Below are 24,939 nucleotides of genomic sequence, written 5' to 3'. Positions count from 1 at the left end.
ACGCGATCAGTGCGAAAGAACAAAGACCCCCACCCCCACCCCCACCCCCACCCCCACCCCTCCCGCCCTCACCCCTCCCACCCCCACCCCCGCCCCTCCCGCCCTTCCCGCCCTTCCCGCCCTTCCCGCCCCTCCGCGCCGATCTTGCACTTTTCGTCGCCGCAAAAGGGCTGAAAGGGGGCATATAGGCGACCGTAAGTGCATGATCGACGGGCGCCGGGGGTCGGCGAGGGTTGGGGCGACGGGGGCTGGGGGCGACGAGGGCTGGGGATGACGGGTGACCCTCGACGACGTCGGGCTGGAGCCAGCGGGGAGGCAGGGGGTGGGAGGGGTGGGGTGGGGGGTGGTGGTGGGGGTCAGGCGAGTTGGGTGGCGGCGGTGACGACCTGGTCGATCAGGCCGTAGTCGCGGGCCTGTTCGGCGGTGAACCAGCGGTCCCGGTCCCAGTCCCGCTGGATCTCCGCCAGGGTGCGCCCACTGTGCTGGGCGATCAATTCCAGCATGGTCTGCTTCACGTGCAGCATGTTCTCCGCCTGAATGGTGATATCGGAGGCGGTGCCGCCCATCCCGCCGGAGGGCTGGTGCATCAGGATCCGGGTGTGCGGTAGTGCGTACCGCTTGCCGGCCGTGCCCGCGCAGAGCAGGAACTGACCCATCGAGCCGGCCAGACCGAGCGCCAGGGTCGCCACGTCGTTGGGGACGAAACGCATGGTGTCGTAGACCGCCATGCCCGCGCTCACCGAGCCGCCCGGCGAGTTGATGTAGAGGTTGATGTCCCGCTCCGGGTCCTCGGCGGCGAGCAGCAGGATCTGAGCGCAGATCCGGTTGGCGATCTCGTCGGTCACCTCGCTGCCGAGATAGACGATCCGTTCCCGCAGCAGCCGCTCGAACACCTGGTCGCCGAAGGTCCGTTGGCCGTCGTCCAGCATGGTGATCATGTCGTACACCTCCACACGCCGGTGGGCGACGTCTTCTCGCCCGGGTACCGGCTCACCCAGCCTGCGCGGCGAGTGCGGCCTGCTTCCAGCGGTTCTGCCGGCGGCAGATCCGCCCACGGCAGAACGGATGGCAGGGCCGCCGACGGCACCGTGGACGGGAACGACCGGCGACCGGATGCCGACGCGGCGACCAGCCGCGGGCGATGGTGCCGATGGGGGCGACCGGAGCGGCGAACACGAAGACCCGGAGACCGCCGATCAGGCTGCCGCCGTCGTGCCCGACGGCGGCGAGGCCACCGGTCAACCTGCGTCCACCGCCCAAAGCGGGTCCACCGAACCAGCGGCTGGTGAGCGACGGAGCGCCGAAGCCGGAGCCGTCGAGGCGAGCGACGGGATGCGCCGAGCCCTCCGTACCGAATCCGACGGGAGCAACCCGGCGCCCGGCTGGTAGGTAGCCGGCCTGGGGTGCGGCCGGCAGCCGTCGCTCGACCCGGCGCAGCTCGTCGCGGACCTCCTCCAGCAGGTCGGAGAGGTACAGGCCGAGCGCGCGGCAGATCGCCGCGAGCACTTCCGAGGAGGCCTCCTTGCGCCCCCGCTCGACCTCGGACAGGTACGGCACGGAGACGCCGGCGGCCTGGGCGAGCTCCCGCAGGGTGAGGCCCTGACGTTGGCGTTCCCGGCGTAGTACCGCACCGATCACCCGTCGCAGCAACGACATGCCGGGCCTCGCTTCCGCCGGTCCTGGCTGACCTCCCCATGATGCCCCGCCGCCGCCGAACATGCCGTCCCGCCTCCTTCGCCGCCCGGCCGTGCGGATTCCCCGCCAGGGGCTATGTTGTGGGCGTGCAGGCGACGGAGGCGGGGCAGGTTCCGCGGTGATCCATCTTCCCGCGCAGCGGCGCGGCCCGCTCGGCGCGCTGAGCCTGCGGTTGGCCGCCGCCGTGGGGCTGGTGCTCGCCGTGGTCACCGTGGTCTACCTGGAGCGGGACCAGTACCGCGATGTCAACGGTGACGGCATGACCCTGGTGGACTGCTTCTACTACGCGGTGGTCTCGCTCTCCACCACCGGGTACGGCGACATCGTGCCGGCCACCCAGGCGGCCCGGCTGGTCAACGTCCTGTTCATCACCCCGGCCCGGGTGCTGTTCCTGATCATTCTGGTCGGCACCACTTTGGAGGTGCTGACCGAGCAGTACCGGACCGGCCGCCGCCAGCACCGCTGGGAGAAGAGCGTGAAGGACCACATCATCATCTGCGGCTACGGGACGAAGGGGCGCAGCGCCATCTCCGCCCTGATGGAGAACGGGCTCGACAAGTCCCGAATCGTCGTGGTGGAGCGCGACGGCTCGGCGCTGCGGCAGGCCACCTCGAACGGCCTCGTCGCCGTCGAGGGGTCGGCGACCCGATCCTCGGTGCTCAACCAGGCACACGTACGGACCGCCAAGGCCGTGATCATCGCCACCGACAGCGACGACTCGTCGGTCCTGGTGGCACTGACCACACGCCAGATCACCGCCGGCCAGGTCCGGATCATCGCCGCCGCCCGGGAGGCGGAGAACGCCCCGCTGCTCAAGCAGAGCGGGGCGCACCACGTGATCGTGTCCTCGGCGACGGCCGGCCGGCTGCTCGGCCTGTCGACCACGGCTCCGCCGCTGATCGACGTGGTGGAGGACCTGCTCACCCCCGGTCAGGGCATGGCGTTGGCGATGCGGTCGGCCGAGCGCCACGAGGTCGGTCGGAACCCTCGTGAGCTGGACGCGCTCGTCATCGCGCTGGTCCGCCGGGGCAAGGTGGTCACCCTGGCGGACCAGGCGGGCGCGGTGGTCGAGACCGGCGACCTGCTGGTGCACGTACGCGACGACCGCCCCACCGCGAACACCCTGCCCTGATCTTCCCCGGCGGTCGTGCCGCCGGGGAAGGTCAGCTGATCGTCCAGGTGTCGCCGCTGGCCAGCAGGCCGGCGAGCTGCTGCTCCGGGGGCTCGGTCACCTTCGCCTTCGCCTCCGCCAACTGGTCCTGCACCACGCTGTCGTAGGACGGTCGGCGCACCGAGCGGAACACGCCGATCGGGGTGTTGCGCAGGTCGAATCCGGGCAGCCGGGACAGCGCGAACGCGTACGCCGGGTCGGCGAAGTTCGCGTCGTGTACGACGATCTCCTCGGCCGGGGTCGACGCGGTCTCGCGTACCTCCAGACCGAAACCACCCGGTGGGTGCACCACGCAGAACTGGCCGTCCTTGCCGAACGTGATCGGCTGACCGTGCTCCAGCCGGATCAGGTGGTCGTCCCGGGTCGCCGGGTCCTTGAGCTGCTCGAATGCGCCGTCGTTGAAGATGTTGCAGTTCTGGTAGATCTCCACGAAGGCGGAACCCTCGTGCTCGGCGGCGGCGCGCAGCACCGACTGGAGGTGCTTACGGTCGGAGTCGATGGTCCGCCCGACGAAGGTGGCCTCCGCGCCCAGGGCCAGCGAGATGGGGTTGAAGGGCGCGTCCGCCGACCCGACCGGCGTCGACTTGGTGATCTTGCCGACCTCGGAGGTGGGGCTGTACTGCCCCTTGGTCAGGCCGTAGATCCGGTTGTTGAACAGCAGGATCTTGAAGTTGACGTTGCGGCGCAGGGCGTGGATCAGGTGGTTGCCGCCGATGGAGAGCGCGTCGCCGTCGCCGGTGACCACCCACACCGACAGGTCGGGGCGGGAGACCGACAGGCCGGTGGCGATCGCCGGGGCCCGCCCGTGGATCGAGTGCATCCCGTAGGTGTTCATGTAGTACGGGAAGCGCGACGAGCAGCCGATGCCCGAGATGAAGACCGTGTTCTCCCGGGGGATGTTCAGCTCGGGCATGAACTGCTGTATGGCGGCCAGGATCGCGTAGTCACCGCAGCCGGGGCACCAGCGCACCTCCTGGTCGGACTTGAAGTCCTTCGCGGTGAGCTTGAGGGCGACGGGCTCAGACATTCTTCAGGACCTCTTCCAGCATCGTCTCCAGCTCGGCGGCGGTGAACGGCAGACCACGGACCTGGTTGTAGCCGATCGCGTCGACCAGGTAGCGGGCCCGGATCACGTGGGCGAGCTGGCCGAGGTTCATCTCAGGGATGACCAGCCGGTCGTACGAGCGCAGCACCGCGCCCAGGTTGGCCGGCATCGGCGCGAGGTGCCGCAGGTGCGCCTGCGCGACCGGCAGGCCCCGCTGGCGCAGGGCCCGGCAGGCGGCGCCGATCGGGCCGTAGGTCGAGCCCCAGCCGAGCACCAGCACCCGGGCGTCCCCGTCCGGGTCCTCCACCTCGACGTCCGGGACCGGGATCGTGTCGATCCGGGCGGCCCGGGTCCGCACCATGTAGTCGTGGTTGGCCGGATCGTACGAGATGTCGCCGGTCTTGTCGGCTTTCTCCAGCCCGCCGATCCGGTGCTCCAGGCCCGGGGTGCCGGGAATCGCCCACGGCCGAGCCAGGGTCTGCGGGTCGCGCAGGTACGGCAGGAAGGTGGTGCCGTCCTCGCCGTTCGGCGCGGTGGCGAACTCCACCCGCAGGTCCGGCAGGGTGTCCACGTCCGGCAGCAGCCACGGCTCGGAACCGTTGGCGACGTAGTTGTCGGAGAGCAGGATCACCGGCGTGCGGTAGGTCAGTGCGATTCGCGCCGCCTCCAGCGCGGCGTAGAAGCAGTCGGAGGGCGACTTCGGGGCGATCACCGCCACCGGTGCCTCGCCGTGCCGGCCGAACAGGGCCATGTTCAGGTCGGCCTGCTCGGTCTTGGTCGGCATCCCGGTGGACGGCCCGGCCCGCTGCACGTCGACGATGACCAGCGGCAACTCCAGCGCCACCGCGAGGGAGATCGTCTCGCCCTTGAGCGCCACGCCGGGCCCGCTGGTGGTGGTCACCCCGAGCGCGCCGCCGTACGACGCGCCCAGCGCCGCGCCGATCGCGGCGATCTCGTCCTCGGCCTGCATGGTGGTGACGCCGAACCGCTTGTGCTTGCTCAGCTCGTGCAGGATGTCCGAGGCCGGCGTGATCGGGTACGCGCCGAGGAAGACCGGCAGGCCGGAGCGGACCCCGGCGGCCACGATGCCGAGCGAGAGCGCGGCGTTGCCGGTGATGTTGCGGTAGGTGCCCGGCGGCATCTTGGCCGGCTTGACCTCGTACCGGACGGCGAAGTCCTCGGTGGTCTCGCCGAAGTTCCAGCCGGCCTTGAATGCGGCGACGTTCGCCGCGACCAACTCGGGCCGCCGGGCGAACTTGCGCTCCAGGAACCGCAGGGTCGACTCGTACGGCCGGGAGTACATCCAGCTGAGCAGACCGAGGGCGAACATGTTCTTGGCCCGCTCGGCGTCCTTCTTGGACACGTCCTGCTCGGCCAGGGCGCCGATCGTCATCGAGGTCAGCGCCACCGGGTGCACCGCGTAGCCGGCGAGCGTGTCGTCGTCGAGCGGGTTGCTCGAGTATCCGACCTTGGCCAGATTGCGCTTGGTGAACTCGTCGGTGTTGACGATGATGTCGGCACCCCGGGGCAGGTCGACGAGGTTCGCCTTGAGCGCCGCCGGGTTCATCGCCACCAGCACGTTCGGCGCGTCGCCGGGAGTGAGGATGTCGTAGTCGGCGAAGTGCACCTGGAAACTCGAGACACCCGGCAGGGTGCCGGCGGGCGCCCGGATCTCGGCCGGGAAGTTGGGCAGCGTGGAAATGTCGTTGCCCATCTGAGCGGTCTCCGAGGTGAACCGGTCACCGGTGAGCTGCATGCCGTCGCCGGAATCACCGGCGAACCGGATGACGACCCGGTCCAGCTGGCGGATCTGCTTGCTCACAGCCGCACCTCGTTTCGTTGCGTGCCGCGCCGCGGCCGGCTGAACTGGCTGGTGACCCCGTCTTGCCCGGCCACGGGAACCTCCTTGACGCACCGCTGCCCCGGCCGTCCGGTGACCGTCCGGCCCGCTGTCGTTCCTCACCTGAGAGCCTACGTCGGATCGGGGTCGCCCTTTGCCCGCAGGTCCGTCGACTGGGATCGGATTGTGAGGGTTTATGCATGCTCTTGGGGGGTTTCGTCCACCTCGCCGTAATCCAGATCACCGCCGCCCGCCAACGCTGACGCTGGCGGGCTGTTCCGCGTACCGGTGATCGGCGCACCGGTCTCGCCCGACGGCAGCACGGTTGCCGCGAAAACAAGTTCACGACGCCGCACCGGGTCGGCCTGGACGGTAGGCTGACCGACCGTGACCGGTTACCTGGGCTCGTACGCGACGCTCGGGCTGTTGCTGCTCGCCGGCGTGCTGTTCCTGACCGTCGCGTTCGCGGCCAACCGGGTCCTGCGGCCCGCCCGGCCGGCGGACCCACCCGGCAAACGGGCCAGCTACGAGTGCGGCGTCGACCCGGTCGGGGGCGACTGGGCGCAGATGCAGATCCGCTACTACGTGTACGCCTACCTCTACGTGGTCTTCGCCGTCGAGGCGGTGTTCCTCTTCCCGTGGGCACTGGTCTTCGACCGACCCGGTTTCGGGCTGGTCACCGTGGCCGAGATGGCGGTCTTCGTCGCCGTCCTCGCCCTCGGCCTGCTCTACGCCTGGCGCCGCCGCATCCTCACCTGGACCTGACCCGACCCGTCGCCCCGGGCACCGACCACCTCCATCGGCCGGCCAACCGTCAGGCGAGGCCGCGCCGGGTGAGGACGGGTGGGCGGGTGCCCGCGACGGCGCCGACCATGTCGAGGACGCGGCGGGTCGGGCGAACCTGATGGGCCCGGAACACCCGGGCACCCAGCCAGGCCGAGATCGCGGTGGCGGCCAGGGTGCCCTCCAACCGCTCGCCGACCGGCAGGTCCAACGCCTCGCCGATGAAGTCCTTGTTCGAGAGGGCGACCAGTAGTGGCCACCCGGTGTCGGCCAGTTCCCCGAGCCGCCGGGTGATCTCCAGCGAGTGCCGGGTGTTCTTACCGAAGTCGTGCGCCGGGTCGACGAGGATCCCGTCGGCGCGGACCCCGAGCGAGACCGCGCGGTCGGCGAGCCCGGTCACCGTTCGTACGACGTCGGCCACCACGTCGTCGAAGGCCGCGCGGTGCGGTCGGGTCCGTGGGCTGAGCCCGCCGGCGTGTGTGCAGACCAGGCCGGCGCCGGTCCGCGCGGCGACCTGGGCAAGCGCCGGATCAGCTCCGGACCAGGTGTCGTTGAGCAGGTCCGCGCCGGCCGCCACGGCCTCCACGGCGACCTCGGCGCGCCACGTGTCGATGGAAATGACCAGCTCCGGGAAGGCGGTCCGGACCGCGGCGATGATGTCGACGGTACGCCGGATCTCCTCGGCGACGTCCACCTCGCTGCCCGGCCCGGCCTTCACCCCGCCGATGTCGACGATCTCCGCGCCCTCATCCACCGCGCGCTCCACCGCACGCAGGGCGCTGTCGGCGGCGAATGTCGCGCCCCGGTCGAAGAACGAGTCCGGGGTGCGGTTGACGATCGCCATCACCACCAGGTCGTCGGGGCCGAACGTCCGCCCACCGAGCCGTAGCACCCCGGCCACGTCGCCTCCTTCACGCCGTACGCCGCCGGCCGATCCCGCCGCCGCGCACCGCTGACGCTATCCGGTGGTCGCCGAGAGCCCCGGTTCCGTCCGGTACGGCGCGCCGAGTGGGGTCGCCCCGTTCCCGTCGGCGTGCCACGATCAGTGGATGGGTCAGCTTCTGCTCGTGCTGGTCGTGGCGGTCACCGTCGCGGCGGTCGTGTTCGGCGTGACGGCACTGGTCGGCGGCCGGGATCCCGGCCTGGTGCCGACCGAGGCGGACGGGCGGGCGGTGCCGCTGCCCGGCGACCGTCCGCTACGCGAGTCGGACGTGGGCGAGGTGCGCTTCGACACCGCGTTGCGCGGATACCGGATGGCTCAGGTCGACCAGGCGATGCGGCGGGCGGCGTACGACATCGGCTACAAGACCGAGCTGATCGGGGTCCTGGAAGCCGAGGTGACAGCGCTGCGGCAGGGGCAGACGGCCGAGGCCGACGCCCTGCGGCGGGCCCGCGAGCAGTCCGCCGGCCGGGCCGCCGAGCCGGTCACCGGGGGCGCTGAGCCGGTCGCCGGGGGCGCTGAGCCGGTCGCCGGGGACGCTGAGCCGGTCGCCGGGGACGCTGCGGAGGCCGCGCCGGCCGAGTCGGCCGATGCCGCGCTGGCGGTGGATCCCACGCCGGAGAGCGGCACCGAGTTCGCCGCTGTCACGACGGGCGGGGACTCCGCGGCGACGGCGGCCGACGCCGGACCGGCCACCGACCGGCCGGATGGCGCCGGGCTCGGCGACCGTGGGCATGGCGAGGTGGCGCCGGCCGATGCGGCGGACGCTCAGGTCGGGGCGCCGAAGGACGAGCCGGACGCTTCCGCGGTCCGCTCGAAGTCGACGTGAGCGAAGCGGACATTCCCGACGATCTCCGCGAGGCGGCTCGGCCCGGTGCCGGTGAGGTCACCGCCACCGTGATCGTCAACGCTCCGGCGGAGAACGTCTTCGCGGCACTGCTGGCCTGGGAACGGCAGTCCGACTGGATTCCGTTCACCAAGGTGCGGGTGGTCGAGGGCGATGGCGGTGAGGGCAGCCTGATCGAGGCCGTCACCACGCTCGGCCCGGCGGTGCTGCGGGACGAGATGCGCGTGGTCCGGGTGGATGCACCGTACGAGATCGGCGTGGTGCACTGCGGAAAGCTGTTGCGTGGCCCGGGTGTGTTGCGCTGCACCCCGCTGGCGAACGGCCGCAGCCAGGTGGTCTGGCACGAGTGGTTCCACGTGCCGGGCGGCCCGGCCGGCCGGGTGGCCTGGCCGGTGCTCTGGCCGGGCTCGAAGTTCAGCCTCACCCAGGCGCTGCGGCGCTTCGCCCGCCAGGTCGAGCAGGGCCGCCTACCCTGAGTGATCCACGCAGTTTCGGGGAAACTGCTGCCTCACCGGCACGCTGACACCGCAACTTCGGCGAAGTTGCTGCCTCACGGGCATGCTGACACCGCAACCTCGCCGAAGGTGTGTCGATCATCAGCCCGGAGTGGTGTCGATCATCAGGTTGTCGGGGGGCGGGCCTAGCCTGGACGGCGTGACTGACCTGGTGATCGGCGCCGACGGGCTGGCCCGCTGCGCCTGGGGGGCGAGCACCCCCGACTACGCGGTCTACCACGACACGGAATGGGGGCACCCGCTGCGTGGTGACGACGCGCTCTACGAGCGGATCACGTTGGAGGCGTTCCAGTCCGGGCTGTCCTGGTTGACCATCCTGCGCAAGCGGTCGGCGTTCCGGCGGGCCTTCGACGACTTCCGGATCGCCACGGTGGCGGGCTACGGCGAGGCCGAGGTGGCCCGGCTGCTCGCCGACGCGGGCATCGTCCGCAATCGCGCCAAGATCGAGGCGGCCATCGCCAACGCGCGGGTCGCCCTGGAGTTGCCCGAGGGGCTGTCCGCGCTGCTCTGGTCCTTCGCCCCGGCCGGACGGGCCCGGCCCGCCAGCCACGCCGAGGTGCCGGCGTTGACCGACGCCTCCACCGAGATGGCCAGGGCGCTCAAGAAGCGGGGCTTCCGGTTCGTCGGCCCGACCACGGCGTACGCGCTGATGCAGGCCACTGGGATGGTCGACGACCACCTCGAGGGCTGCCACGTCGTGCCGTCCGGGGCGGGCGTGATGGGATGAAGCCATGACAACCGACACCGCACGCCGGGTGAACGGAGCGAGCCACGCGGAAGGTACGGGCACCTGGGCGGTCCTGCTGCCCGCCGGGCGATACGACGCCGAGCGGCTCGTCCACCACGACACGCTGGAGCTGACCGGGCTGGAGGACGCCACCCTGCCCCGCCCGGGTGATCAGGTCGCGGTGCTGGCCGACGAGCCGCCTCGGCTGGTGGCGGTGGGCCGGGTCGCCGCGCCGACCGTCCGGCGCCCAGAGGACCCGGACGACCCGCAGTCCGACCGAGGGCCCGAGGCGCTGGTGGTGGCGTACACCCGGCGGGCCTTTGACGAGCCGGTGCCGGCCGACGCGCTGGCCCTCGGCGGCCCGGTGACCGCCCTCGATCCGGGCACCTTCCGCGAGCTGGTCGACCGGCTCGGCCCGCCGCCGCAGCGGCGCTCCTGGCTGGTCAGCCTGGACCTGCCGATCGAGGCCGACTCACCGGCCGAGGCGGTCCGCCTGTTCTGGGCGTACGTGCAGGAGTTGGGCCCGCGCGAGCTGCCCGCCTTCGTCTCGCCCTCCGGCGACGAGTTGGCCATGCAGGCGTTCGTGCTCGGCGCGGAGGCGAACCAGGATCCGGAGGAGGAGGACGACTGACGCGAGCGGCTCAGCGGCCTTCGAAGACCGGCTTCTGCTTGTTGACGAAGGCCATCGTGGCCGCCCGGTGGTCGCTGGTGCCGCCGCAGATCGTCTGCGCCTGCGCCTCGGCGGCCAGCGCGTCGGCCAGGGTGCCGGCGTCGGCCACGGAAAGCTGACGCTTGATCGCCCCGTACGCCACGGTCGGGCCGGCGGCCAGCCGGGCGGCGAGTTCCTGGGCGGCCGGCAGTACGCCCTCGTCGTCGTCCACCAGCCGGTTGAGCAGGCCCAGCTGGCGTGCCTCCTCGGCGCGTACCGGCTCGGCCAGCATCAGCAGCTCGACGGCCTTGGCGTGGCCGACCAGCCGGGGCAGCGTCCAGGACGCGCCGGTGTCGGCGGCGAGCCCCACCTTGGCGAAGGCCATCAGGAAGCTGGTCGACGGGCCGCCGACCCGAATGTCGGCCAGGAACGCCAGCGAGGCGCCAGCGCCGGCGGCCATCCCCCGGACCGCGGCCACCACCGGCTTGGGCAGGCTGGCCAGCCGGGCGGCGATCGGGTTGTAGTGGGCCTGGACGGTGTCCAGCGGGTTGCCGGCTCCCGTCTCCAGGGTTTCCACGTGCTCGCGCAGGTCCTGGCCGGCGCAGAACGACCCGCCGGCCCCGGCGAGCACCACCGCCCGGCAGCTCCGATCGGCCTCCAGTTGCGCGAGGACGTCCCGCAGCGCCTCCTTCAGCGCCACGTCGAGCGCGTTCATGGCCGTCGGGCGGTTCAACGTGAGGGTGGCGACGGCGTCGGTGCGGTCCACGAGCAGCGGGTCGGTCACGTCTGGCGATCCTTCGGTCGGGCTGGCTGGTTACCGCCGTCGAGGCACTGCTCGACGTACCGGTCCGCGGCCGGCCGGAGCCGGGCCGCGTGGCGGTCGAAGAAGCCCGCCGCGGCGATGCCGGGCCAGCGTTCGGGCAGCAGGGCCGGGGGCAGCTGCGGGTCCCGGAAGAGAAACGTACGCCACGCGTGCACCAACCGGAACCGGGCGGCGTACGCGTCCTCGTCGCCGCTGCGGACGGTGATCCCGGCCAGCGCCGCCCGCTGCTCGGCGACGAAGCGTTCGTACGCCCGGCCGATCTCCGCCAGGTCCCAGGCCCGGCGGACCAGGCCCATCGCGCCGGGAGTGCCGGCGGCGTGCGCGGCGCTGAACCGCTCGAAGCGCACGCCCGCCTCGCTGAGCAGCAGGTCGACGTCCTCGGCCGGCCGGGTGGCGACCCAGGTCTGCTCGTCGAGCGTGCCGTAGCCGAGGTAGCGCAGGTTGCCGGCGAGTCGTTGACGCTCCCGGCGCGCGGTCGGCGCGTCCAGCACCAGCAGGTCGAATCGGCCGTCCCAGGTGATCCGGCCGGTGCGGTAGACCCGGGAGGCGGCATCGTCCAATCGGCGAGCCGCTTTCGGTGTGATCGAATAGCCCGGTCCGGAGGCCAGCTTCAGCGGTTCGAGCCAGCCCTGGCGGACCATTCGGGAGACCGCCGTCCGGACGGCTGGTGGGGCGATCCCGAGGGGTGCCAGGAGCTTGACCAGGGCGGCGACCGGTGCGCGGCCACCCCGGGGCCGGAGGTGGTCGCCGTACAGGTCGAAGAGTGCCGACCGTGCCTGCATGACCGCACATTGTGACAGGCCGTCTCAGGATAAGCTAGATGCTGTTACATCAATGCTGCTTCAGTTTGGGTCCGGCGGTGTTCATCAGGGAAAATCGTTGGTCGACAACTCCCGCGCGCTGTGCGGGTGGTCATGACTAAGTGGCTGTGGGGCAACCCACCGACCCTGGCGTAGAGGTCTGAGGGGAGACAACATGGCGGCGATGAAGCCGCGGACGGGCGACGGTCCGCTGGAAGTCACCAAGGAGGGCCGGGGCATCGTCATGCGCGTTCCGCTGGAGGGCGGTGGCCGGCTCGTCGTCGAGATGACTCCCGACGAGGCGACGGCGCTCAGCGACGCGCTGAAGGCGGCCACCGGCTGATCAAGGCCGGTCCGTTGGCGACGTTCGCCGCCGCGGACGGTTTCGTCCGGCCCTGAGCCACCGGTACCGCCGGTGGCTCAGGGCCTCCACACCATTTCGTGGGCGTCCGACCCGCGATCTTCTTCAGGAGGTACGGCTCCGCGTGCTCGCCATCCGTCTGACCGCCGAGCCGGACCGGCTCGCCACCGTGGCCCTGCCCGTCCGACCGGGTGGCGTCGACGACGCGCCGGCCGAGCCGGTTCCGGCCGCCGTGGCGCTGCCCGACGGCGTGGCCGACACCGCCGCCGCGCTGGCCCCCCTCGCACGGCTGACCGGCCGGGCCGGTGAGGTCCGCGACCAGCTGCGACCGGGTGCTGTTCCGACCCGGCTGCTGCTGGTGGGAATCGGCGAGGGCGACGAGGCCGCCTGGCGGTCGGCGGGGGCGGCGCTGGTCCGAGCGGCCAAGGATGAGACGTATGTCACATTCAGTATGCCGGCGGGCGTGTCGCCGGAGGCGGTCCGTGGTTTTGTCGAAGGGCTGCTGCTCGGCTCCTACCGGTTCCGGCTGGGCGCCGACGCCGATGCCCCCGCGCTGACCGGCGTCGACCTGGCGGTCGCCGATCCCGACGCCCACGAGCAGGCGGTGGAACTGGCCCGGACGACCGCCCGGATGACCCGGCTGGCCCGGGACCTCACCAACACCCCCTCCTCGGTCAAGAACCCGCAGTGGTTCGCCGGCCAGGTCGCCGAGGCCGCCGCCGAGCTGCCCGGGCTGGGCCTGCGGGTGCGCGAGCCGGAGCAACTGGCCGCCGAGGGATTCGGTGGGATCCTCGCCGTCGGTGGCGGCTCGGCCAGCGGCCCGCGCCTGGTGGAACTGGACTGGCAGCCGGCCGAGGCCGCCACCCACGTGGTGCTGGTCGGCAAGGGCATCACCTTCGACACCGGCGGCATTTCGATCAAGCCGGTGCCGGCGATGAAGCTGATGCGCAAGGACATGGCCGGCGCGGCGGCCGTCATCGCGGCCACCCTCGGCGCAGCGGCGCTGCGGCTGCCCGTCCGGGTCACCGCGCTCGTCCCGATGGCCGAGAACATGGTCAGCGGCGACGCCTTCCGACCCGGCGACATCGTCCGCCACTACGGCGGGCTGACCAGCGAGACGACCAACTCCGACGCCGAGGGGCGGTTGGTCCTCGCCGACGCGCTGGCGTACGCCGTGCAGGAGCTCAAGCCGGATCTGCTGATCGACCTGGCCACCCTGACCGGGGCGAACGCGGTCGCGCTCGGCACCCGTACCGGTGCCCTCTACAGCGACAACGACCAGCTCGCCAAGGACCTGCTGGCCGCGATCGACGCGGCGGGTGAGTCCGCCTGGCGGATGCCGCTGACCGCCGACTACGTCGAGCACCTCGGTAGCGACTCGGCCGACCTGTACAGCGCGCCCACCCAGGGTGCCGGGTCCGTGCTCGCCGCGCTCTACCTGCGGGAGTTCACCGGCGACCTGCGTGAGCGATGGCTGCACGTGGACATGTCCGCGCCCTCCTGGTGCGAGCGGGACGACGCGGAACTGACCCGGGGCGCGACCGGCTGGGGCGTACGCGGGCTGTTGCGCTGGCTGGCCACGCTCGCCTGACCGGGTGGCTCAGCACCTGACTGCGGCGAGCAGCCCGCTGCCCACCGGCAGCAGCGCCGGAATCCAGTGCTCCGACTCGCGGATGGCCTTGACCGTCTCGCGCACCGTCACCGTGTCCGCGTCGCGTGCCGCCGGGTCGCCGATCCGGCCCCCGGCGAACGCGCCGTTGAGCACCAGCACACCTCCCGGGCGCAGCAGCCGCAGGGCGGCGTCCACGCAGGCGGTGAAGCCGGTCGCCTCGGCGTCGACGAAGACCAGGTCGTACGCGCCGTCCGCGAGCCGGGGGAGGACGTCCAGCGCCCGACCGGTGATGATCCGCGTCCGGCCGGCGGCGAATCCGGACTCGGCGAAGATGCGGCGTGCGATCCGCTGGTGTTCCACCTCGACGTCGATGGTGGTGAGCACCCCGTCGGCGCGCATGCCGCGCAGCAGCCACACGCCGCTGACCCCGGTACCGGTGCCGATCTCGACCACCGCACGGGCGTTGCCGGCGGCGGCGAGCAGGCGCAACGCGGCACCCGCGCCGGGGGTGACCGCGTCGAGACCGACTTCGCGGGCGAGGCTGCGCGCGGTGCGCAGCACGAGATCCTCCGTGACGTACGACTCGGTGAACTGCGACGTCGGGTTCGTCGAACTGCCGGAACCGGCGACCGTGGCGATGGGACACCTCCGGGCGGCGAGCATGATGTGCGGGGCGGGTGGGCACTGTGACTCTAGAGGCGGCCCGCCAGGGCCGCAGCCGGGCATCCACCCGCAGTGACAACCCCTGACCCGCGGAGCGCATCCGTGCAATCCTGGAAGCGGTGTCCCGTCGACCGCTCACGGGCGGCGCTCGATCGTGGGACGTGGATACCGGGGACGGAGTGGGAGGCACCGAGTGACCGACGGCTGGGACTGGCGCCAGCCCGGCGGGAGCGGCGTACCGGCGGGGCAGCCGGGGCCCGGGCACCCGCCGGTGGGTTCGTCGGCGACCCCGCAGCAGGGCGGCTGGCCGGCCGCGTCGCCGTTGCAGAGCGGTCCCGCGGCGGCGTCGCCATGGTGGTCGGACGCGCTCGCCGATCCGTGGCGGGACCCGCATGCCCCGGCGGCGGTGGTGATACCGGTGGCACCGGCCCCGGGATCCGAGCCGGAACCGGTCACCGACCCGGACGCGTCCGGGCGGCCGAGACTGCACCAGTTGATGCTCATCACGCTGGTCAGCGCCCTGCTGGCCGGCACGCTCGGTGGTGCCCTCGGGTACGTTTTCGCCGTCCGTGGCGGGGCGGTCGTGCCGGTCCTCGGCGCCCCTGAGGGCTCGGCCCCCACGCTCGCGCAGCGGCCGCCGGAGTCGCTGGCCGGGGTCGCCGAGCGGGTCCTGCCCAGCGTGGTGACCGTCCGGGTGGCCGGGGTGGGTGGCACGAGCGAGGGCTCCGGCTTCATCGCCAGCGCCGACGGGCACGTGATCACCAACGATCACGTGGTCGCGGGCGGCAGCGGGCGGGCGTCGGTGATCTTCAACGACGGTAGTACCGCCTCGGCGAGGGTGGTGGGCCAGGATCCGGAGTCCGACATCGCGGTGATCAAGGTCTCCCGCAACGGGCTGCGCCCGGTCGAGTTCGGCGATTCCGACGCGCTGGCGGTGGGCGACCCGGTGCTGGCCATGGGCTCGCCGCTCTCGCTGGCCAACACGGTCACCGCCGGCATCGTCAGCGCCCTGGACCGGACGATGCAGGCCGGTGAGCCCGGCGGGCCGACACGCTACTATGCCGCGATCCAGACCGACGCCGCGGTCAACCACGGCAACTCGGGCGGACCGCTGGTCGATGCGGCCGGGCGGGTGATCGGGGTGAACTCCACCATCAAGTCGCTGGTGTCGGATGGTCAGGAGGCGGGCAACATCGGTCTCGCCTTCGCCATTCCGATCAACCAGGCCAAGCGGATCACCCAGGACATCATCGGCACCGGCAAGGCCCGCCGTACGGTGATCGGCGCCCAGGTCGGCGGGCCCGGCTCGGGCAGCGGCGGCTCGGGCGTACGCCTCGCGGCGGTCGAGCCGTCCGGGCCGGCGGCCGGCGCCGGGCTCCAGGCCGGTGACGTCATCCTGAAGCTCAACGGCCGCCCGATGAGCGAGCCGACCGACCTGATCGCCCTGGTCCGCAAGTACGCGCCCGGTTCGGTGGTGACCGTCGAGTACCGCCGGGGCAGCACGCGGCAGAACGCCTCGGTGACCCTCGCCGCGGATGTGAAGTGACCACTCGCCCTCTTCTGACCGGGGCCCGACGTGCGTACCCTGGCCTCGGTAGCCGGGGAGGAGGCCCAGCGTGTTCGAGAATCTGAACGTGTGGGAGGTCGGTGCGCTGCTGCTGCTGGCGCTGCTGATCTTCGGCGACCGGCTGCCGGCGGTGATCGCCGACGGGCTGCGCATGGTGCGAAATCTGCGCAACATGGCCCGCAACGCCACCAGCGACCTGAGCAAGGAACTCGGCACCGACATCCAACTGGAGGATCTGCACCCTAAGGCGTTCATCCGCAAGCACCTGCTCAGCGAAGAGGACGAGCAGGCGATCCGGAAGCCGTTGCAGGGCATCTACGACGACCTCCGCGCGGACGTCACGAACGTGCACAACGACCTCAAGGAGGTGGCTACCGCGGCGGATCCCCGTACGCCCGCTGCCTCATCGTCCGGCTCCGCACCGGCCGGCGGCGCGGCCCCGGCTCCCCGCGCAGCCGGCTACGACGAGATGACCTGACCGCCGGTCCGCCGGCCACCGGTTGCGCCGATGGCCGGGGCGTGCGGGCCGGCCCGGTTGGTCAGCGACCGGCCGGCTTGAGGCCCAGCGGCTTGCCGAGCAGTGACTCGCGTCGCAGCGCGAGCCGGTCGGCGACCTGGTCCAGCGCCTTCGCCGCCGGTGAGTCCGGCTCGGCGAGCACGATCGGATTTCCGTCGTCGCCCGCCTCCCGGACCCGGGTGTCCAGCGGCACCTGGCCGAGCAGCGGCACCTGTGCGCCGATGGTCTGGGTCAGCGAGTCGGCCACGGTCTGACCGCCGCCGGCACCGAAGACCTCCATCCGGGAACCGTCCGGCAGCTCCAGCCAGGACATGTTCTCGATCACACCGACCACCCGCTGGTGGGTCTGCAGGGCGATCGCGCCGGCCCGCTCGGCCACCTCGGCGGCGGCGGCCTGCGGCGTGGTGACCACCAGGATCTCGGCGTTGGGCAGCAGTTGGGCCAGGGAGATGGCCACGTCGCCGGTGCCCGGAGGCAGGTCGAGCAGGAGAACGTCGAGGTCGCCCCAGTAGACGTCGGCGAGGAACTGCTGCAACGCGCGGTGCAGCATCGGGCCGCGCCAGACCACGGCGGCGTTGCCGTCGGTGAACATGCCGATCGAGATGACCTTCACGCCGTGCGCCTGGGGCGGCATGATCATGTCTTCGACCCGGGTGGGACGGCCGTCCGCACCGAGCATCCGGGGCACGGAGTGTCCGTAGATGTCCGCGTCCACCACACCGACGGAGAGGCCCCGGGCGGCCAGGGCCGCGGCCAGGTTCACCGTCACGCTGGACTTGCCCACGCCGCCCTTGCCGCTGGCCACCGCGTACACCCTGGTGCGCGAGCCGGGCTGGGCGAAGGGGATGACCGGTTCCTCGGTCGCGCCGCCGCGCAGCTTGGCCTGGAGTTCCTGGCGCTGCTCGGGGCTCATCACACCGAATTCGATCTCGACGCCGGTGACCCCGCTCACCGTGCTCACCGCGTCGGTGATGTCCGTGCGCAGCTTGTCCTTCATCGGGCAGCCGGCCACCGTGAGCAGCAGCTCGACCAGGACCACACCGTTCTCGCCGACCTCGGCGGAGCGGACCATGCCGAGTTCGGTGATCGGCCGGCGGATCTCCGGGTCGTTGACGGTGGCCAGGGCGGCCTGGACGGCGTCGTTGACGGTGCTGACGGGAGCTGACATGCCCGCAATGCTACGTCGGTCGGGATCCGGGACCGGACCAGCGGTGCCCGGTGTGACGAGTCGATCAGCTCTCCGGCGGGCGCCCCGCCCCGGGGCCGCCGCGGGCTCCGTCACCGGGTTGGTCGCGGGCTCCTCCGGGTTGGTCGCGGGCTCCGCCACCGGGGTGGTCGTCATCCAGCTCGTCGAGGGGCTCGTCGAGCCCGTCGCCGTCACCGGTACGCGGGACGGCCTCCGTCCGCTGCCGGCGCTCCAGCCGCCGCCGGCGCAGCGTCACCTCGTCCAGCTCCTCGGCCAGCCGGACCAGCTCCGAGCGGACGAAGTCCCGGGTCGCCACCTCGCCCAACGCGATCCGCAGCGCGGCGATCTCCCGGGCCAGGTACTCGGTGTCGGCCTTCTGCATGGTCGCCCGGCGCCGATCCTCCTCCAGCGCCACCCGTTCCCGGTCCGACTGGCGGTTCTGCGCCAACAGGATCAGCGGTGCCGCGTACGACGCCTGGATGGAGAGGATCAGCGTGAGGAAGGTGAAGGTGTACGGGTCGAAGCGCAGGCCCTCCGGGACGAGGGTGTTCCAGACGAACCAGAGCGCGAGGACCAGGGTCATGTACACGATGAAGAGCGCCGTGCCCATACCGCGCGCGATGCCCTCGGCCCACCGGCCGAAGGTCTCCTGATCGACCCGGGGCAGCCGCACCCCGCGCGGCTCCCGAGGCAGGTCCAGCCGCTCGGCGCGTCGCTGATCAGCCATCGCGGCGCTCCCTGGTGGCGGTGGCCGGGTTCATCGTCGCCTCCGAGGTGGTGCTCGCGCCGGCGCGATCCCGCCAGTCCCGGGGCAGCGAATGGTCCAGCACGTCGTCGACGGTGACGGCGCCCACCAGCCGGTTGTTCCGGTCGATCACCGGCATGGCCACCAGGTCGTAGGTGGCCATCCGGCGGGTGATCTCCGGTAGCGGAGTGGTCGGGCGCAACGGGTCGATGTCGTTGACCACCACCCCGCCGAGCAGATCGGCGGGCGGCTCGCGGAGCAGCCGCTGGAAGTGCACCATGCCGAGGTAGCGGCCGGTCGGGGTGGCCATCGGCGTACGGGCCACGAACACCTGCGCGGCCACCGCCGGGGACAGCTGCGGCTCCCGGATCCGCGCCAACGCCTCCGCCACAGTGGCGTCCGGCGGCAGGATGACCGGTTCGGAGGTCATCACGCTGCCGGCCGTGCCCGGGGTGTACTTCAGCAGCTGCCGTACCGGATTGGCCTCGTTCGGCTCCATCAGGTCGAGCAGCACGTCCTGTTCCGGCGGGGGCAACTCGCCGAGCAGGTCGGCCGCGTCGTCCGGATCCATCTCCTCCAGGATGTCGGCGGCCCGCCGGCGGCCCAGCGCGGCGAGGATCTCCACCTGGTCGCGCTCGGGCAGCTCACTCAGGACGTCGGCGAGCCGCTGGTCGTCCAGGGCCGCGGCCACCTCGTTACGTCGGGCGTCGGGCAGGTCCTGCAACGCGTTCGCCAGGTCGGCCGGGCGCATGTCCGACAGGATGGCCAGCAGGTTGGCGGTGCCGCGGGTGTCGGCGACACCGCTGAGCCCGCGTACCTTCTCCCACTCGACCTGCTGCAGGCTGCCCCGACGGGCGAGCCGGCCGGTCTGCTCACGGACGGCCAACCGGATGAGCGACCACTCGCCGCCACGGCTGCGCTCCATCGCGACGTCCACCACCGTCGCCGCCCGGCCCTCCGGCTCGACCTGCACCCGGCGGTCCAGCAACTCCTGGAGCACCAGCAGCTCGTTCGGACGCTTCTCGAACCGGCGCAGGTTCAACGTGCCGCTGCCCAGCACGATCGCGTCGGCATCGATGGAGGTGATCCGGTTGATGGACAGGAAGATCCGCCGACGCATCGGCATCTCGGCGACCAGCCCCACCACCTCGGGCGGCCGCTGGGCCGGACGCAGCCGGGCCACCGCGTCGCGGACCCGGCCAACCTGATCGCCATTGGGATCGAAGACGGCCACTCCGGCGAGACGGGCGAGGTATACCCGGATCGGCGTGCTCACGCGCACCAGCCTAAGGGCCTAGGGTTTATCAACATGTCGACCTTGGCTTACGAGATCGTGGACGTCTTCACCGACCGTCCGTACGCGGGGAACCCGCTCGCGGTCGTGTTCGGCGCCGAGGGGCTGGCGACCGAGCAGATGCAGCAGTTGGCCCGGGAGTTCAACCTGTCGGAGACGGTCTTCGTGCTGCCCGCCACCCAGGTCGGTGCCACCTACCGCGCCCGGATCTTCACCCCCACCGAGGAACTGCCGTTCGCCGGTCATCCCAGCGTCGGCGCGGCGGTCACCGCCAGCCGGCGGGGATTGTTCGGTGTGGGGCAGATCACCCAGGAGTGTCAGGCCGGAGTGCTGCCGATCGACGTGACCGAGGGCGGCGCGACGCTGACCGGTGGCAGCCCCACCCTCGGCCCCGAACTGGATCCGGAGCCGCTGCTGGAGGTGGCCGGACTGACCGCCGAGGACCATTGCGGCCCGCCGCCCCGGGTGGCCGGCTGCGGCCTGGAGTTCCCGTTCCTGCCGGTGCGCCCCGACGCCCTCGCCCGCGCACAGGTCGACGCGGCGGCGGCACGGCGGTACGGGATCGAGCATGTCAGCGTCTTCTCCTGGAACGCCGCCGCGCAAACCGCCCACGCTCGGGTCTTCGTTCCCGGCCTCGGTGTGCCCGAGGACCCGGCGACCGGATCGGCCGCGCTCGGCCTGGGGGTGTGGCTGGTCGCCAGCGGCCTGCTGCCGGCCGACCGAACCTCGTCGTACACCGTCCAACAGGGTGTCGAGATGGGCCGGCCGTCGTCGCTGGCCTGCACCGTCACCGCCGACGGCGGGGTGGCTGTGGGCGCCACCGTCGCCGGCCAGGTGATGGCGGTGGCGCGCGGAGAGATCCTGGTCCCGCCGTTCGTCGGCTGACGTCGCCGACGTCGACGGGCGAGTACGAGAGGATGTCCTGGTGACCGACGAGCGCGATCGCATTCCCCTGGTCGACGAAGCGATGAAGAAGGCATCCGTGGCCTGGGTCGCGGTGGCCGGTGGCCCGTCGTTCGCCCTGTGGTGCGTGCCACTGGAGAACGCGCTGTTCGTGGTCACCGGGCCCGGCGAGCAGGCCGCGCCGGGGTTGGCCGAGGCCGACGAGGCGCAGGTGACGCTCCGCGGTGACCACGGCGGCCGGATCGTGACCTGGCCGGCGCGGGTGACCCGGGTGGCCCCGGGGACCGACGAGTGGGAGACGCTGGCCCCGCTGGTGGGCGCCAAGCGGCTGAACGCGTCGGGTCCCACCGTGGACCTGGTGGCCCGCTGGGCCGCCGACGGTTGCGCCCTGCTCCGGCTGGCGCCCGACGGAGCGCCGATACACGGCGCGGAGCTGCCCGACGGATCACTCGCGGAACCGCCCCGGCCGGCACCGGTGGTCCGTCCGACCCGGCGGCCGTTCCGGTTGCACCGGGTCCGGCGCCGCTGACGCACGTCGAATAATGCCTGGTCACGGCGGTGCTGTGCGGGACCGTGAGCGACCCCTGACGCAATGTGCCGGCCGGTGACGTGTGAGGATTTCACCTCGTGCCTGCCGAACCGCACCGGCCACCGCTGGACCTGCTCACCACCGGAGCCCTGACGCTCGCCGTCGTCGCCGTCTCCTCGTCCGCCCCGCTGATCGCCTTTGCCGCCGCCCCCGCCCTGGCCGTGGCGTTCTGGCGCAACCTGATCGCGGTCACCGCGCTGAGCCCGTTCGCGTTGGTCCATCGGCGGGCCGAGTTCCGGTGGCTGGCCGGTGCCGGGCGGCGGGACGCCATGTTCTGCGTACTGTCCGGGATGGCCCTGGCGGCCCACTTCGCCACCTGGATGCCGAGTGCGAAGCTGACCTCGGTCGCCGCGGCGACGGCACTGGTCGCCACCCAGCCGGTCTGGCAGGGCCTGATCGCCCGGGCCCAGGGCCGGCGGCTGCCGTTGGGGGTGTGGGCCGGCGTGGGTGTGTCGGTCGTCGGCGCGATGCTGGCCACCGGCGCCGACTTCACCGTCTCCGGCGCGGCCTTCGCCGGAGACCTGCTGGCGCTGGCCGGCGGCATGTTCGGGGCGGTCTACGTCGCGCTGGGCGAGCGCGCCCGGGCCACCGTCAGCACCACCACCTACACCACGATCTGCTACGGCGTGTGCGCGCTGATCCTGCTGGTGGTTTGCCTGGTCGGTCGGGTGCCCCTGGGCGGCTTCGACACCGGGACCTGGCTGGCCGTGCTGGCCCTGGTCGCCGGGGCCCAACTGCTCGGTCACTCGATGTTCAGCTATGCGCTGCGGCGGATCCCGGCCACCACGATCAGCGTGCTGATCCTGTTGGAGGTGCCCGGGGCGGCGCTGATCGGCTGGGCCTGGCTGGGACAGCTGCCCGCCCCGGCGACCCTGCCGGGTCTGGCGCTGCTCCTGGCCGGCGTCGCCGTGGTGGTGCTCTCCAGCGCCCGGACGGCCCGCCGCGCCTCGTCCGCCCCCACCACCGTCGCGACACCGGTACGCGACTGAGGTCGGCCGGTCAGCCTGCCGCGCCGCCGCTGACAGGCAGGCCGACCGCGGCGGCGCTGGCCGTCCAGAGACGGGCGGCGAGCTGGGAGTCGGCCGCCTTGCGAAGCGGGCGACGGAGCCGGCAGTCGGCGTAGTAGCCGCCGTCGACCAGCCGGGATCGGTTCTGGTTGGCCAGCCAGACCAGGGTCTGTGCACCCTTCTCCGGGCTGCGCAGCAGCGGGAGCAGCCGCATGCCCAGGGCCACCACCCGGCTCTCGTTGCCGAACCGGGTCCGCACCACGCCGGGATGGAAGCAGTACGACGCGACCGCCGGCCAGCGCCGCGCCGCCTCGGCGGTGAAGAGGATGTTCGCCTGCTTGCTGGTGCCGTACGCGGTCAACGGTCGGTAGCGGCGCAGCTGCGCATTGAGATCGTCCGGGTCGAGTACGCCCCTGCGGTGCATGGCGGAGGCGGTGACCACCACCCGGCGTACCCGGTCGGCCAACAGGTTGCTGAGCAGGAACTGGGCCAGGTGATTGGCCTGGATGGACAGTTCGAAACCGTCGATCGTGGTGACGGGGTGGAGCGCGATCGCCCCCGCGTTGTTGGCCAACACGTCGATCCGGTCGTACGCGGCGCGTAGCCGCTCGGCCAGTTGCCGTACGTCGTCGAGCATGGCGAAGTCGGCCCGGAACGCCTCGGGCCGCTCCCCGGACGCCTCGCGCACCTCGTCGGCGGCGGCGCGCAACCGGGCCGGGTCGCGACCGACCAGCACCACCTGGTCGCCCCGACACGCCAGGCCGATCGCGGCGGACAGCCCGATCCCGGAACTGGCGCCGGTCACCACCACCAGCCGACGTTCAGTGAGTTCGTCCACAGGTTCATTCGCCCCGGTCACGGCATGAGGTTACCGTGGCGTCACACGTGCCTGTGCGATCGCCGGATCGGGCCGTACCGGAAGGAGCGCAATCGATGGCTGTTGTTGGGCGACCCCGCCGGTCCTGCCTGGCCGTGCCCGGATCCAGCGTCAAGATGCTCGGCAAGGCCCAGGGCCTGCCGGCCGACCAGGTCTTCCTGGACCTGGAGGACGCGGTCGCGCCGCTGGCCAAGGCGGATGCCCGCAAGAACGTCGTGGCGGCGCTCAACGAGGGTGACTGGGCGGGAAAGACCCGGGCGGTACGGGTCAACGACCTCACCACGCCGTGGACGTACCGGGACGTGATCGACGTCGTGGAGGGGGCGGGCGCCAACCTCGACTGCGTGATGCTGCCCAAGGTGCAGGACGCCGTCCAGGTGCAGTGGTTGGACCTGACGCTCACCCAACTGGAGAAGACGCTCGGCCTCCAGGTGGGCCGGATCGGCATCGAGGCGCAGATCGAGAACGCCGCCGGCCTGGTCAACGTCGACGCCATCGCCGCCTCGCCCCGCGTCGAGACCATCGTCTTCGGCCCGGCCGACTTCATGGCCTCGATCAACATGAGGTCGCTGGCGGTCGGCGGGCTGATCCCGGACTACCCGGGCGACCCGTACCACTACATCCTGATGCGGATCCTGATGGCCGCCCGGATGCACGACAAGCAGGCCATCGACGGCCCGTTCCTGCAGATCCGGGACGTGGACGCCTTCCGCGAGGCAGCGAAGCGCTCGGCAGCCCTGGGCTTCGACGGCAAGTGGGTGCTGCACCCCGGGCAGATCGACGCCGCGAACGAGGTCTACTCGCCGGATCAGGCCGACTACGACCACGCCGAGTTGATCCTCGACGCGTACGAGCACTACACCTCGGCGGCGGGCGGCATGCTCGGCGCGGTCATGCTCGGTGACGAGATGATCGACGAGGCGTCCCGCAAGATGGCGCTGGTGATCGCGGCCAAGGGTCGGGCCGCCGGCATGAGGCGTACCTCGACCTTCACACCGCCCGGGTGACCACCCCAAGGGCCCACCCGGACCGGAGTCGGGGCGGGCGCCTCGGCGTTCAGGCGGTGGACGAGTTCGCGATGGCGATCACGATCGCCACGACGTAACCGATGATCACCAGCGCGAGCAGGCCGGTGAGGATCCAGCCGACGATGATGGCCGCCTTCGCCATGCCCTCGCCGCCTTCGCCGGTCTCCCGGATCTGGCGCATGGCCACATGACCCATGATCGCGCCGATCGGCGCGGTGATGCACGAGCCGATCCCGACCAGGGAGAGGACCAGGGCGACGATGGCCAGCGTGTTCGTCTGCTGCTGGGGATGGCCGTAGCCCGGCTGTTGGGGATAGCCGTAGCCGGGCTGGGGCGGCGGCGGGTAGCCGGCGGGCGGGTACCCCGCGGTGCCCGGGGCGGGGGCGGCCTGCGTCCCGGCGTACGGGTCGGTCGGCTGGTACTGGACGGTCGGCGGGTCGTACCCGGCGGGTTGCTGCGGTACGGGCTGAGGGCTCACCGGCAGGGTCGGATCGGCCGGCGGGCTGGAAGGCTGGCCGGTCGACGCGGGGTCGGGCCAGCCGCCGGACGGCGGGGGCTGTGTCATCGGGCTCACTTTCGTCACGATGCTCGGACCCAGTCAGGGTAGCCATCACCGGGAAACCCTCGACGCGCCCGGTAACGGGTGCCGCATTGCTCGACGCCCCGGCAGAGGGCAGGATCTCGGCATGGGCATTGACGCGCGTGCGGCGGACCGGTCCGGCGGCAGAACGAGGCGGGACGTGAGCAGGCCCGGC

At 72.1% G+C, this 24,939-nt stretch carries 27 protein-coding genes; 14 read left to right on the top strand and 13 right to left on the bottom strand.

All coding sequences use genetic code 11. The annotated features are described in order from the left end of the window. Positions 1 to 356: 356 nt before the first annotated feature. Positions 357 to 938: a ClpP family protease gene (locus IEY61_RS04380; protein ID WP_189040932.1), complete on the bottom strand. Its 582-nt coding sequence runs from the start codon at positions 936 to 938 to the stop codon at positions 357 to 359. A gap of 52 nt (positions 939 to 990) precedes the next feature. Further along, complete coding sequence (locus IEY61_RS04375; protein ID WP_189040931.1) at positions 991 to 1,656, bottom strand: helix-turn-helix domain-containing protein; 666 nt, start codon at positions 1,654 to 1,656, stop codon at positions 991 to 993. Between the two features lie 157 nt (positions 1,657 to 1,813). Between IEY61_RS04375 and IEY61_RS04370 the strand changes: the two genes are divergently transcribed. Then, positions 1,814 to 2,827 (top strand): potassium channel family protein, encoded by a 1,014-nt coding sequence (locus IEY61_RS04370; protein ID WP_189040930.1) that lies wholly within the window; start codon positions 1,814 to 1,816, stop codon positions 2,825 to 2,827. A gap of 31 nt (positions 2,828 to 2,858) precedes the next feature. Here the strand turns inward: IEY61_RS04370 and IEY61_RS04365 are convergent, their stop codons facing one another. Further along, positions 2,859 to 3,893, bottom strand: a complete 1,035-nt coding sequence (locus tag IEY61_RS04365; RefSeq protein ID WP_189040929.1) for a 2-oxoacid:ferredoxin oxidoreductase subunit beta — start codon at positions 3,891 to 3,893, stop codon at positions 2,859 to 2,861. Beyond that, positions 3,886 to 5,733 (bottom strand): 2-oxoacid:acceptor oxidoreductase subunit alpha, encoded by a 1,848-nt coding sequence (locus IEY61_RS04360; RefSeq protein WP_189040928.1) that lies wholly within the window; start codon positions 5,731 to 5,733, stop codon positions 3,886 to 3,888. The genes IEY61_RS04365 and IEY61_RS04360 overlap by 8 nt, the downstream gene beginning before the upstream one ends. Positions 5,734 to 6,138: 405 nt before the next feature. Here IEY61_RS04360 and IEY61_RS04355 point away from each other — a divergent pair, with 405 nt between their 5' ends. After that, positions 6,139 to 6,516, top strand: coding sequence for an NADH-quinone oxidoreductase subunit A (locus tag IEY61_RS04355; protein ID WP_189040927.1), 378 nt, complete (start codon positions 6,139 to 6,141; stop codon positions 6,514 to 6,516). Between the two features lie 49 nt (positions 6,517 to 6,565). On the opposite strand, the gene folP is transcribed toward IEY61_RS04355, so the two are convergent. Then, the gene (gene folP, locus IEY61_RS04350; RefSeq protein WP_189040926.1) at positions 6,566 to 7,435 is read right to left on the bottom strand and encodes a dihydropteroate synthase; all 870 of its coding nucleotides are present in this window, start codon (positions 7,433 to 7,435) and stop codon (positions 6,566 to 6,568) included. 148 nt (positions 7,436 to 7,583) lie between these two features. On the opposite strand from folP, the gene IEY61_RS04345 reads away from it, so the two are divergent. From IEY61_RS04345 to IEY61_RS04330, 4 genes are all read left to right on the top strand, one after another. Next, the gene (locus IEY61_RS04345; protein WP_189040925.1) at positions 7,584 to 8,303 is read left to right on the top strand and encodes a DivIVA domain-containing protein; all 720 of its coding nucleotides are present in this window, start codon (positions 7,584 to 7,586) and stop codon (positions 8,301 to 8,303) included. Beyond that, positions 8,300 to 8,797: an SRPBCC family protein gene (locus IEY61_RS04340; protein ID WP_189040924.1), complete on the top strand. Its 498-nt coding sequence runs from the start codon at positions 8,300 to 8,302 to the stop codon at positions 8,795 to 8,797. The genes IEY61_RS04345 and IEY61_RS04340 overlap by 4 nt, the downstream gene beginning before the upstream one ends. Positions 8,798 to 8,975: 178 nt before the next feature. Next, positions 8,976 to 9,563 (top strand): DNA-3-methyladenine glycosylase I, encoded by a 588-nt coding sequence (locus tag IEY61_RS04335; protein ID WP_229705677.1) that lies wholly within the window; start codon positions 8,976 to 8,978, stop codon positions 9,561 to 9,563. A gap of 4 nt (positions 9,564 to 9,567) precedes the next feature. Then, the gene (locus IEY61_RS04330) at positions 9,568 to 10,194 is read left to right on the top strand and encodes a hypothetical protein (protein WP_189040922.1); all 627 of its coding nucleotides are present in this window, start codon (positions 9,568 to 9,570) and stop codon (positions 10,192 to 10,194) included. Between the two features lie 10 nt (positions 10,195 to 10,204). Here the strand turns inward: IEY61_RS04330 and IEY61_RS04325 are convergent, their stop codons facing one another. After that, complete coding sequence (locus IEY61_RS04325) at positions 10,205 to 10,996, bottom strand: enoyl-CoA hydratase-related protein (RefSeq protein ID WP_189040921.1); 792 nt, start codon at positions 10,994 to 10,996, stop codon at positions 10,205 to 10,207. Next, the gene (locus IEY61_RS04320) at positions 10,993 to 11,817 is read right to left on the bottom strand and encodes a PaaX family transcriptional regulator (protein ID WP_189040920.1); all 825 of its coding nucleotides are present in this window, start codon (positions 11,815 to 11,817) and stop codon (positions 10,993 to 10,995) included. The genes IEY61_RS04325 and IEY61_RS04320 overlap by 4 nt, the downstream gene beginning before the upstream one ends. A 193-nt stretch (positions 11,818 to 12,010) precedes the next feature. Here IEY61_RS04320 and IEY61_RS04315 point away from each other — a divergent pair, with 193 nt between their 5' ends. Both IEY61_RS04315 and IEY61_RS04310 read left to right on the top strand, forming a co-directional pair. After that, the gene (locus IEY61_RS04315) at positions 12,011 to 12,178 is read left to right on the top strand and encodes a DUF3117 domain-containing protein (protein ID WP_189040919.1); all 168 of its coding nucleotides are present in this window, start codon (positions 12,011 to 12,013) and stop codon (positions 12,176 to 12,178) included. Positions 12,179 to 12,320: 142 nt separating this feature from the next. Next, a complete protein-coding gene (locus IEY61_RS04310) occupies positions 12,321 to 13,787 on the top strand; it encodes a leucyl aminopeptidase family protein (protein ID WP_189040918.1) in 1,467 nt (488 codons plus the stop codon). A gap of 9 nt (positions 13,788 to 13,796) precedes the next feature. Here the strand turns inward: IEY61_RS04310 and IEY61_RS04305 are convergent, their stop codons facing one another. Next, complete coding sequence (locus IEY61_RS04305) at positions 13,797 to 14,471, bottom strand: O-methyltransferase (RefSeq protein WP_268240622.1); 675 nt, start codon at positions 14,469 to 14,471, stop codon at positions 13,797 to 13,799. A gap of 193 nt (positions 14,472 to 14,664) precedes the next feature. Between IEY61_RS04305 and IEY61_RS04300 the strand changes: the two genes are divergently transcribed. Beyond that, a complete protein-coding gene (locus IEY61_RS04300; RefSeq protein WP_189040917.1) occupies positions 14,665 to 16,017 on the top strand; it encodes a S1C family serine protease in 1,353 nt (450 codons plus the stop codon). A 70-nt stretch (positions 16,018 to 16,087) separates the two neighbouring features. Next, positions 16,088 to 16,516 (top strand): twin-arginine translocase TatA/TatE family subunit, encoded by a 429-nt coding sequence (locus IEY61_RS04295; protein WP_189040916.1) that lies wholly within the window; start codon positions 16,088 to 16,090, stop codon positions 16,514 to 16,516. Between the two features lie 61 nt (positions 16,517 to 16,577). On the opposite strand, the gene IEY61_RS04290 is transcribed toward IEY61_RS04295, so the two are convergent. From IEY61_RS04290 to IEY61_RS04280, 3 genes are all read right to left on the bottom strand, one after another. Continuing rightward, complete coding sequence (locus IEY61_RS04290) at positions 16,578 to 17,723, bottom strand: Mrp/NBP35 family ATP-binding protein (RefSeq protein WP_189040915.1); 1,146 nt, start codon at positions 17,721 to 17,723, stop codon at positions 16,578 to 16,580. Positions 17,724 to 17,787: 64 nt separating this feature from the next. Further along, entirely contained in the window at positions 17,788 to 18,468 is a 681-nt protein-coding gene (locus IEY61_RS04285) for a DUF1003 domain-containing protein (protein WP_189040914.1), read from the bottom strand. Beyond that, a complete protein-coding gene (locus tag IEY61_RS04280; RefSeq protein ID WP_189040913.1) occupies positions 18,461 to 19,762 on the bottom strand; it encodes a magnesium transporter MgtE N-terminal domain-containing protein in 1,302 nt (433 codons plus the stop codon). The genes IEY61_RS04285 and IEY61_RS04280 overlap by 8 nt, the downstream gene beginning before the upstream one ends. A 33-nt stretch (positions 19,763 to 19,795) precedes the next feature. On the opposite strand from IEY61_RS04280, the gene IEY61_RS04275 reads away from it, so the two are divergent. From IEY61_RS04275 to IEY61_RS04265, 3 genes are all read left to right on the top strand, one after another. After that, a complete protein-coding gene (locus IEY61_RS04275; RefSeq protein ID WP_189040912.1) occupies positions 19,796 to 20,665 on the top strand; it encodes a PhzF family phenazine biosynthesis protein in 870 nt (289 codons plus the stop codon). An 82-nt stretch (positions 20,666 to 20,747) separates the two neighbouring features. Continuing rightward, positions 20,748 to 21,212: a hypothetical protein gene (locus IEY61_RS04270; protein WP_189041206.1), complete on the top strand. Its 465-nt coding sequence runs from the start codon at positions 20,748 to 20,750 to the stop codon at positions 21,210 to 21,212. A 98-nt stretch (positions 21,213 to 21,310) separates the two neighbouring features. After that, positions 21,311 to 22,261 (top strand): DMT family transporter, encoded by a 951-nt coding sequence (locus IEY61_RS04265; protein WP_189040911.1) that lies wholly within the window; start codon positions 21,311 to 21,313, stop codon positions 22,259 to 22,261. 10 nt (positions 22,262 to 22,271) lie between these two features. On the opposite strand, the gene IEY61_RS04260 is transcribed toward IEY61_RS04265, so the two are convergent. Next, entirely contained in the window at positions 22,272 to 23,117 is an 846-nt protein-coding gene (locus IEY61_RS04260; protein ID WP_189041204.1) for an SDR family NAD(P)-dependent oxidoreductase, read from the bottom strand. A gap of 95 nt (positions 23,118 to 23,212) precedes the next feature. On the opposite strand from IEY61_RS04260, the gene IEY61_RS04255 reads away from it, so the two are divergent. Continuing rightward, positions 23,213 to 24,163: an HpcH/HpaI aldolase/citrate lyase family protein gene (locus IEY61_RS04255; RefSeq protein WP_189040910.1), complete on the top strand. Its 951-nt coding sequence runs from the start codon at positions 23,213 to 23,215 to the stop codon at positions 24,161 to 24,163. A 49-nt stretch (positions 24,164 to 24,212) separates the two neighbouring features. Here IEY61_RS04255 and IEY61_RS04250 read toward each other — a convergent pair whose 3' ends face one another. Beyond that, a complete protein-coding gene (locus tag IEY61_RS04250) occupies positions 24,213 to 24,749 on the bottom strand; it encodes a DUF4190 domain-containing protein (protein ID WP_189040909.1) in 537 nt (178 codons plus the stop codon). Positions 24,750 to 24,939: the final 190 nt, after the last annotated feature.

Origin of the sequence: Micromonospora sonchi (genome assembly GCF_014646235.1) — a bacterium.
GTDB lineage: Bacteria > Actinomycetota > Actinomycetes > Mycobacteriales > Micromonosporaceae > Micromonospora > Micromonospora sonchi.
The sequence above is the reverse complement of the archived record's forward strand: the minus strand, read 5'-3'. Positions and strand labels throughout refer to the sequence as shown.

Coding starts and splice junctions, on each gene's coding strand:
- IEY61_RS04255 (WP_189040910.1), top strand. CDS start 23,213: ATGGCTGTTGTTGGGCGACCCCGCCGGTCCTGCCTGGCCGTGCCCGGA.
- IEY61_RS04375 (WP_189040931.1), bottom strand. CDS start 1,656: ATGTCGTTGCTGCGACGGGTGATCGGTGCGGTACTACGCCGGGAACGC.
- IEY61_RS04315 (WP_189040919.1), top strand. CDS start 12,011: ATGGCGGCGATGAAGCCGCGGACGGGCGACGGTCCGCTGGAAGTCACC.
- IEY61_RS04290 (WP_189040915.1), bottom strand. CDS start 17,723: ATGTCAGCTCCCGTCAGCACCGTCAACGACGCCGTCCAGGCCGCCCTG.
- IEY61_RS04380 (WP_189040932.1), bottom strand. CDS start 938: ATGATCACCATGCTGGACGACGGCCAACGGACCTTCGGCGACCAGGTG.
- IEY61_RS04285 (WP_189040914.1), bottom strand. CDS start 18,468: ATGGCTGATCAGCGACGCGCCGAGCGGCTGGACCTGCCTCGGGAGCCG.
- IEY61_RS04305 (WP_268240622.1), bottom strand. CDS start 14,471: ATGCTCGCCGCCCGGAGGTGTCCCATCGCCACGGTCGCCGGTTCCGGC.
- IEY61_RS04365 (WP_189040929.1), bottom strand. CDS start 3,893: ATGTCTGAGCCCGTCGCCCTCAAGCTCACCGCGAAGGACTTCAAGTCC.
- IEY61_RS04250 (WP_189040909.1), bottom strand. CDS start 24,749: ATGACACAGCCCCCGCCGTCCGGCGGCTGGCCCGACCCCGCGTCGACC.
- IEY61_RS04275 (WP_189040912.1), top strand. CDS start 19,796: ATGTCGACCTTGGCTTACGAGATCGTGGACGTCTTCACCGACCGTCCG.
- IEY61_RS04330 (WP_189040922.1), top strand. CDS start 9,568: ATGACAACCGACACCGCACGCCGGGTGAACGGAGCGAGCCACGCGGAA.
- IEY61_RS04345 (WP_189040925.1), top strand. CDS start 7,584: ATGGGTCAGCTTCTGCTCGTGCTGGTCGTGGCGGTCACCGTCGCGGCG.
- IEY61_RS04270 (WP_189041206.1), top strand. CDS start 20,748: ATGAAGAAGGCATCCGTGGCCTGGGTCGCGGTGGCCGGTGGCCCGTCG.
- IEY61_RS04320 (WP_189040920.1), bottom strand. CDS start 11,817: ATGCAGGCACGGTCGGCACTCTTCGACCTGTACGGCGACCACCTCCGG.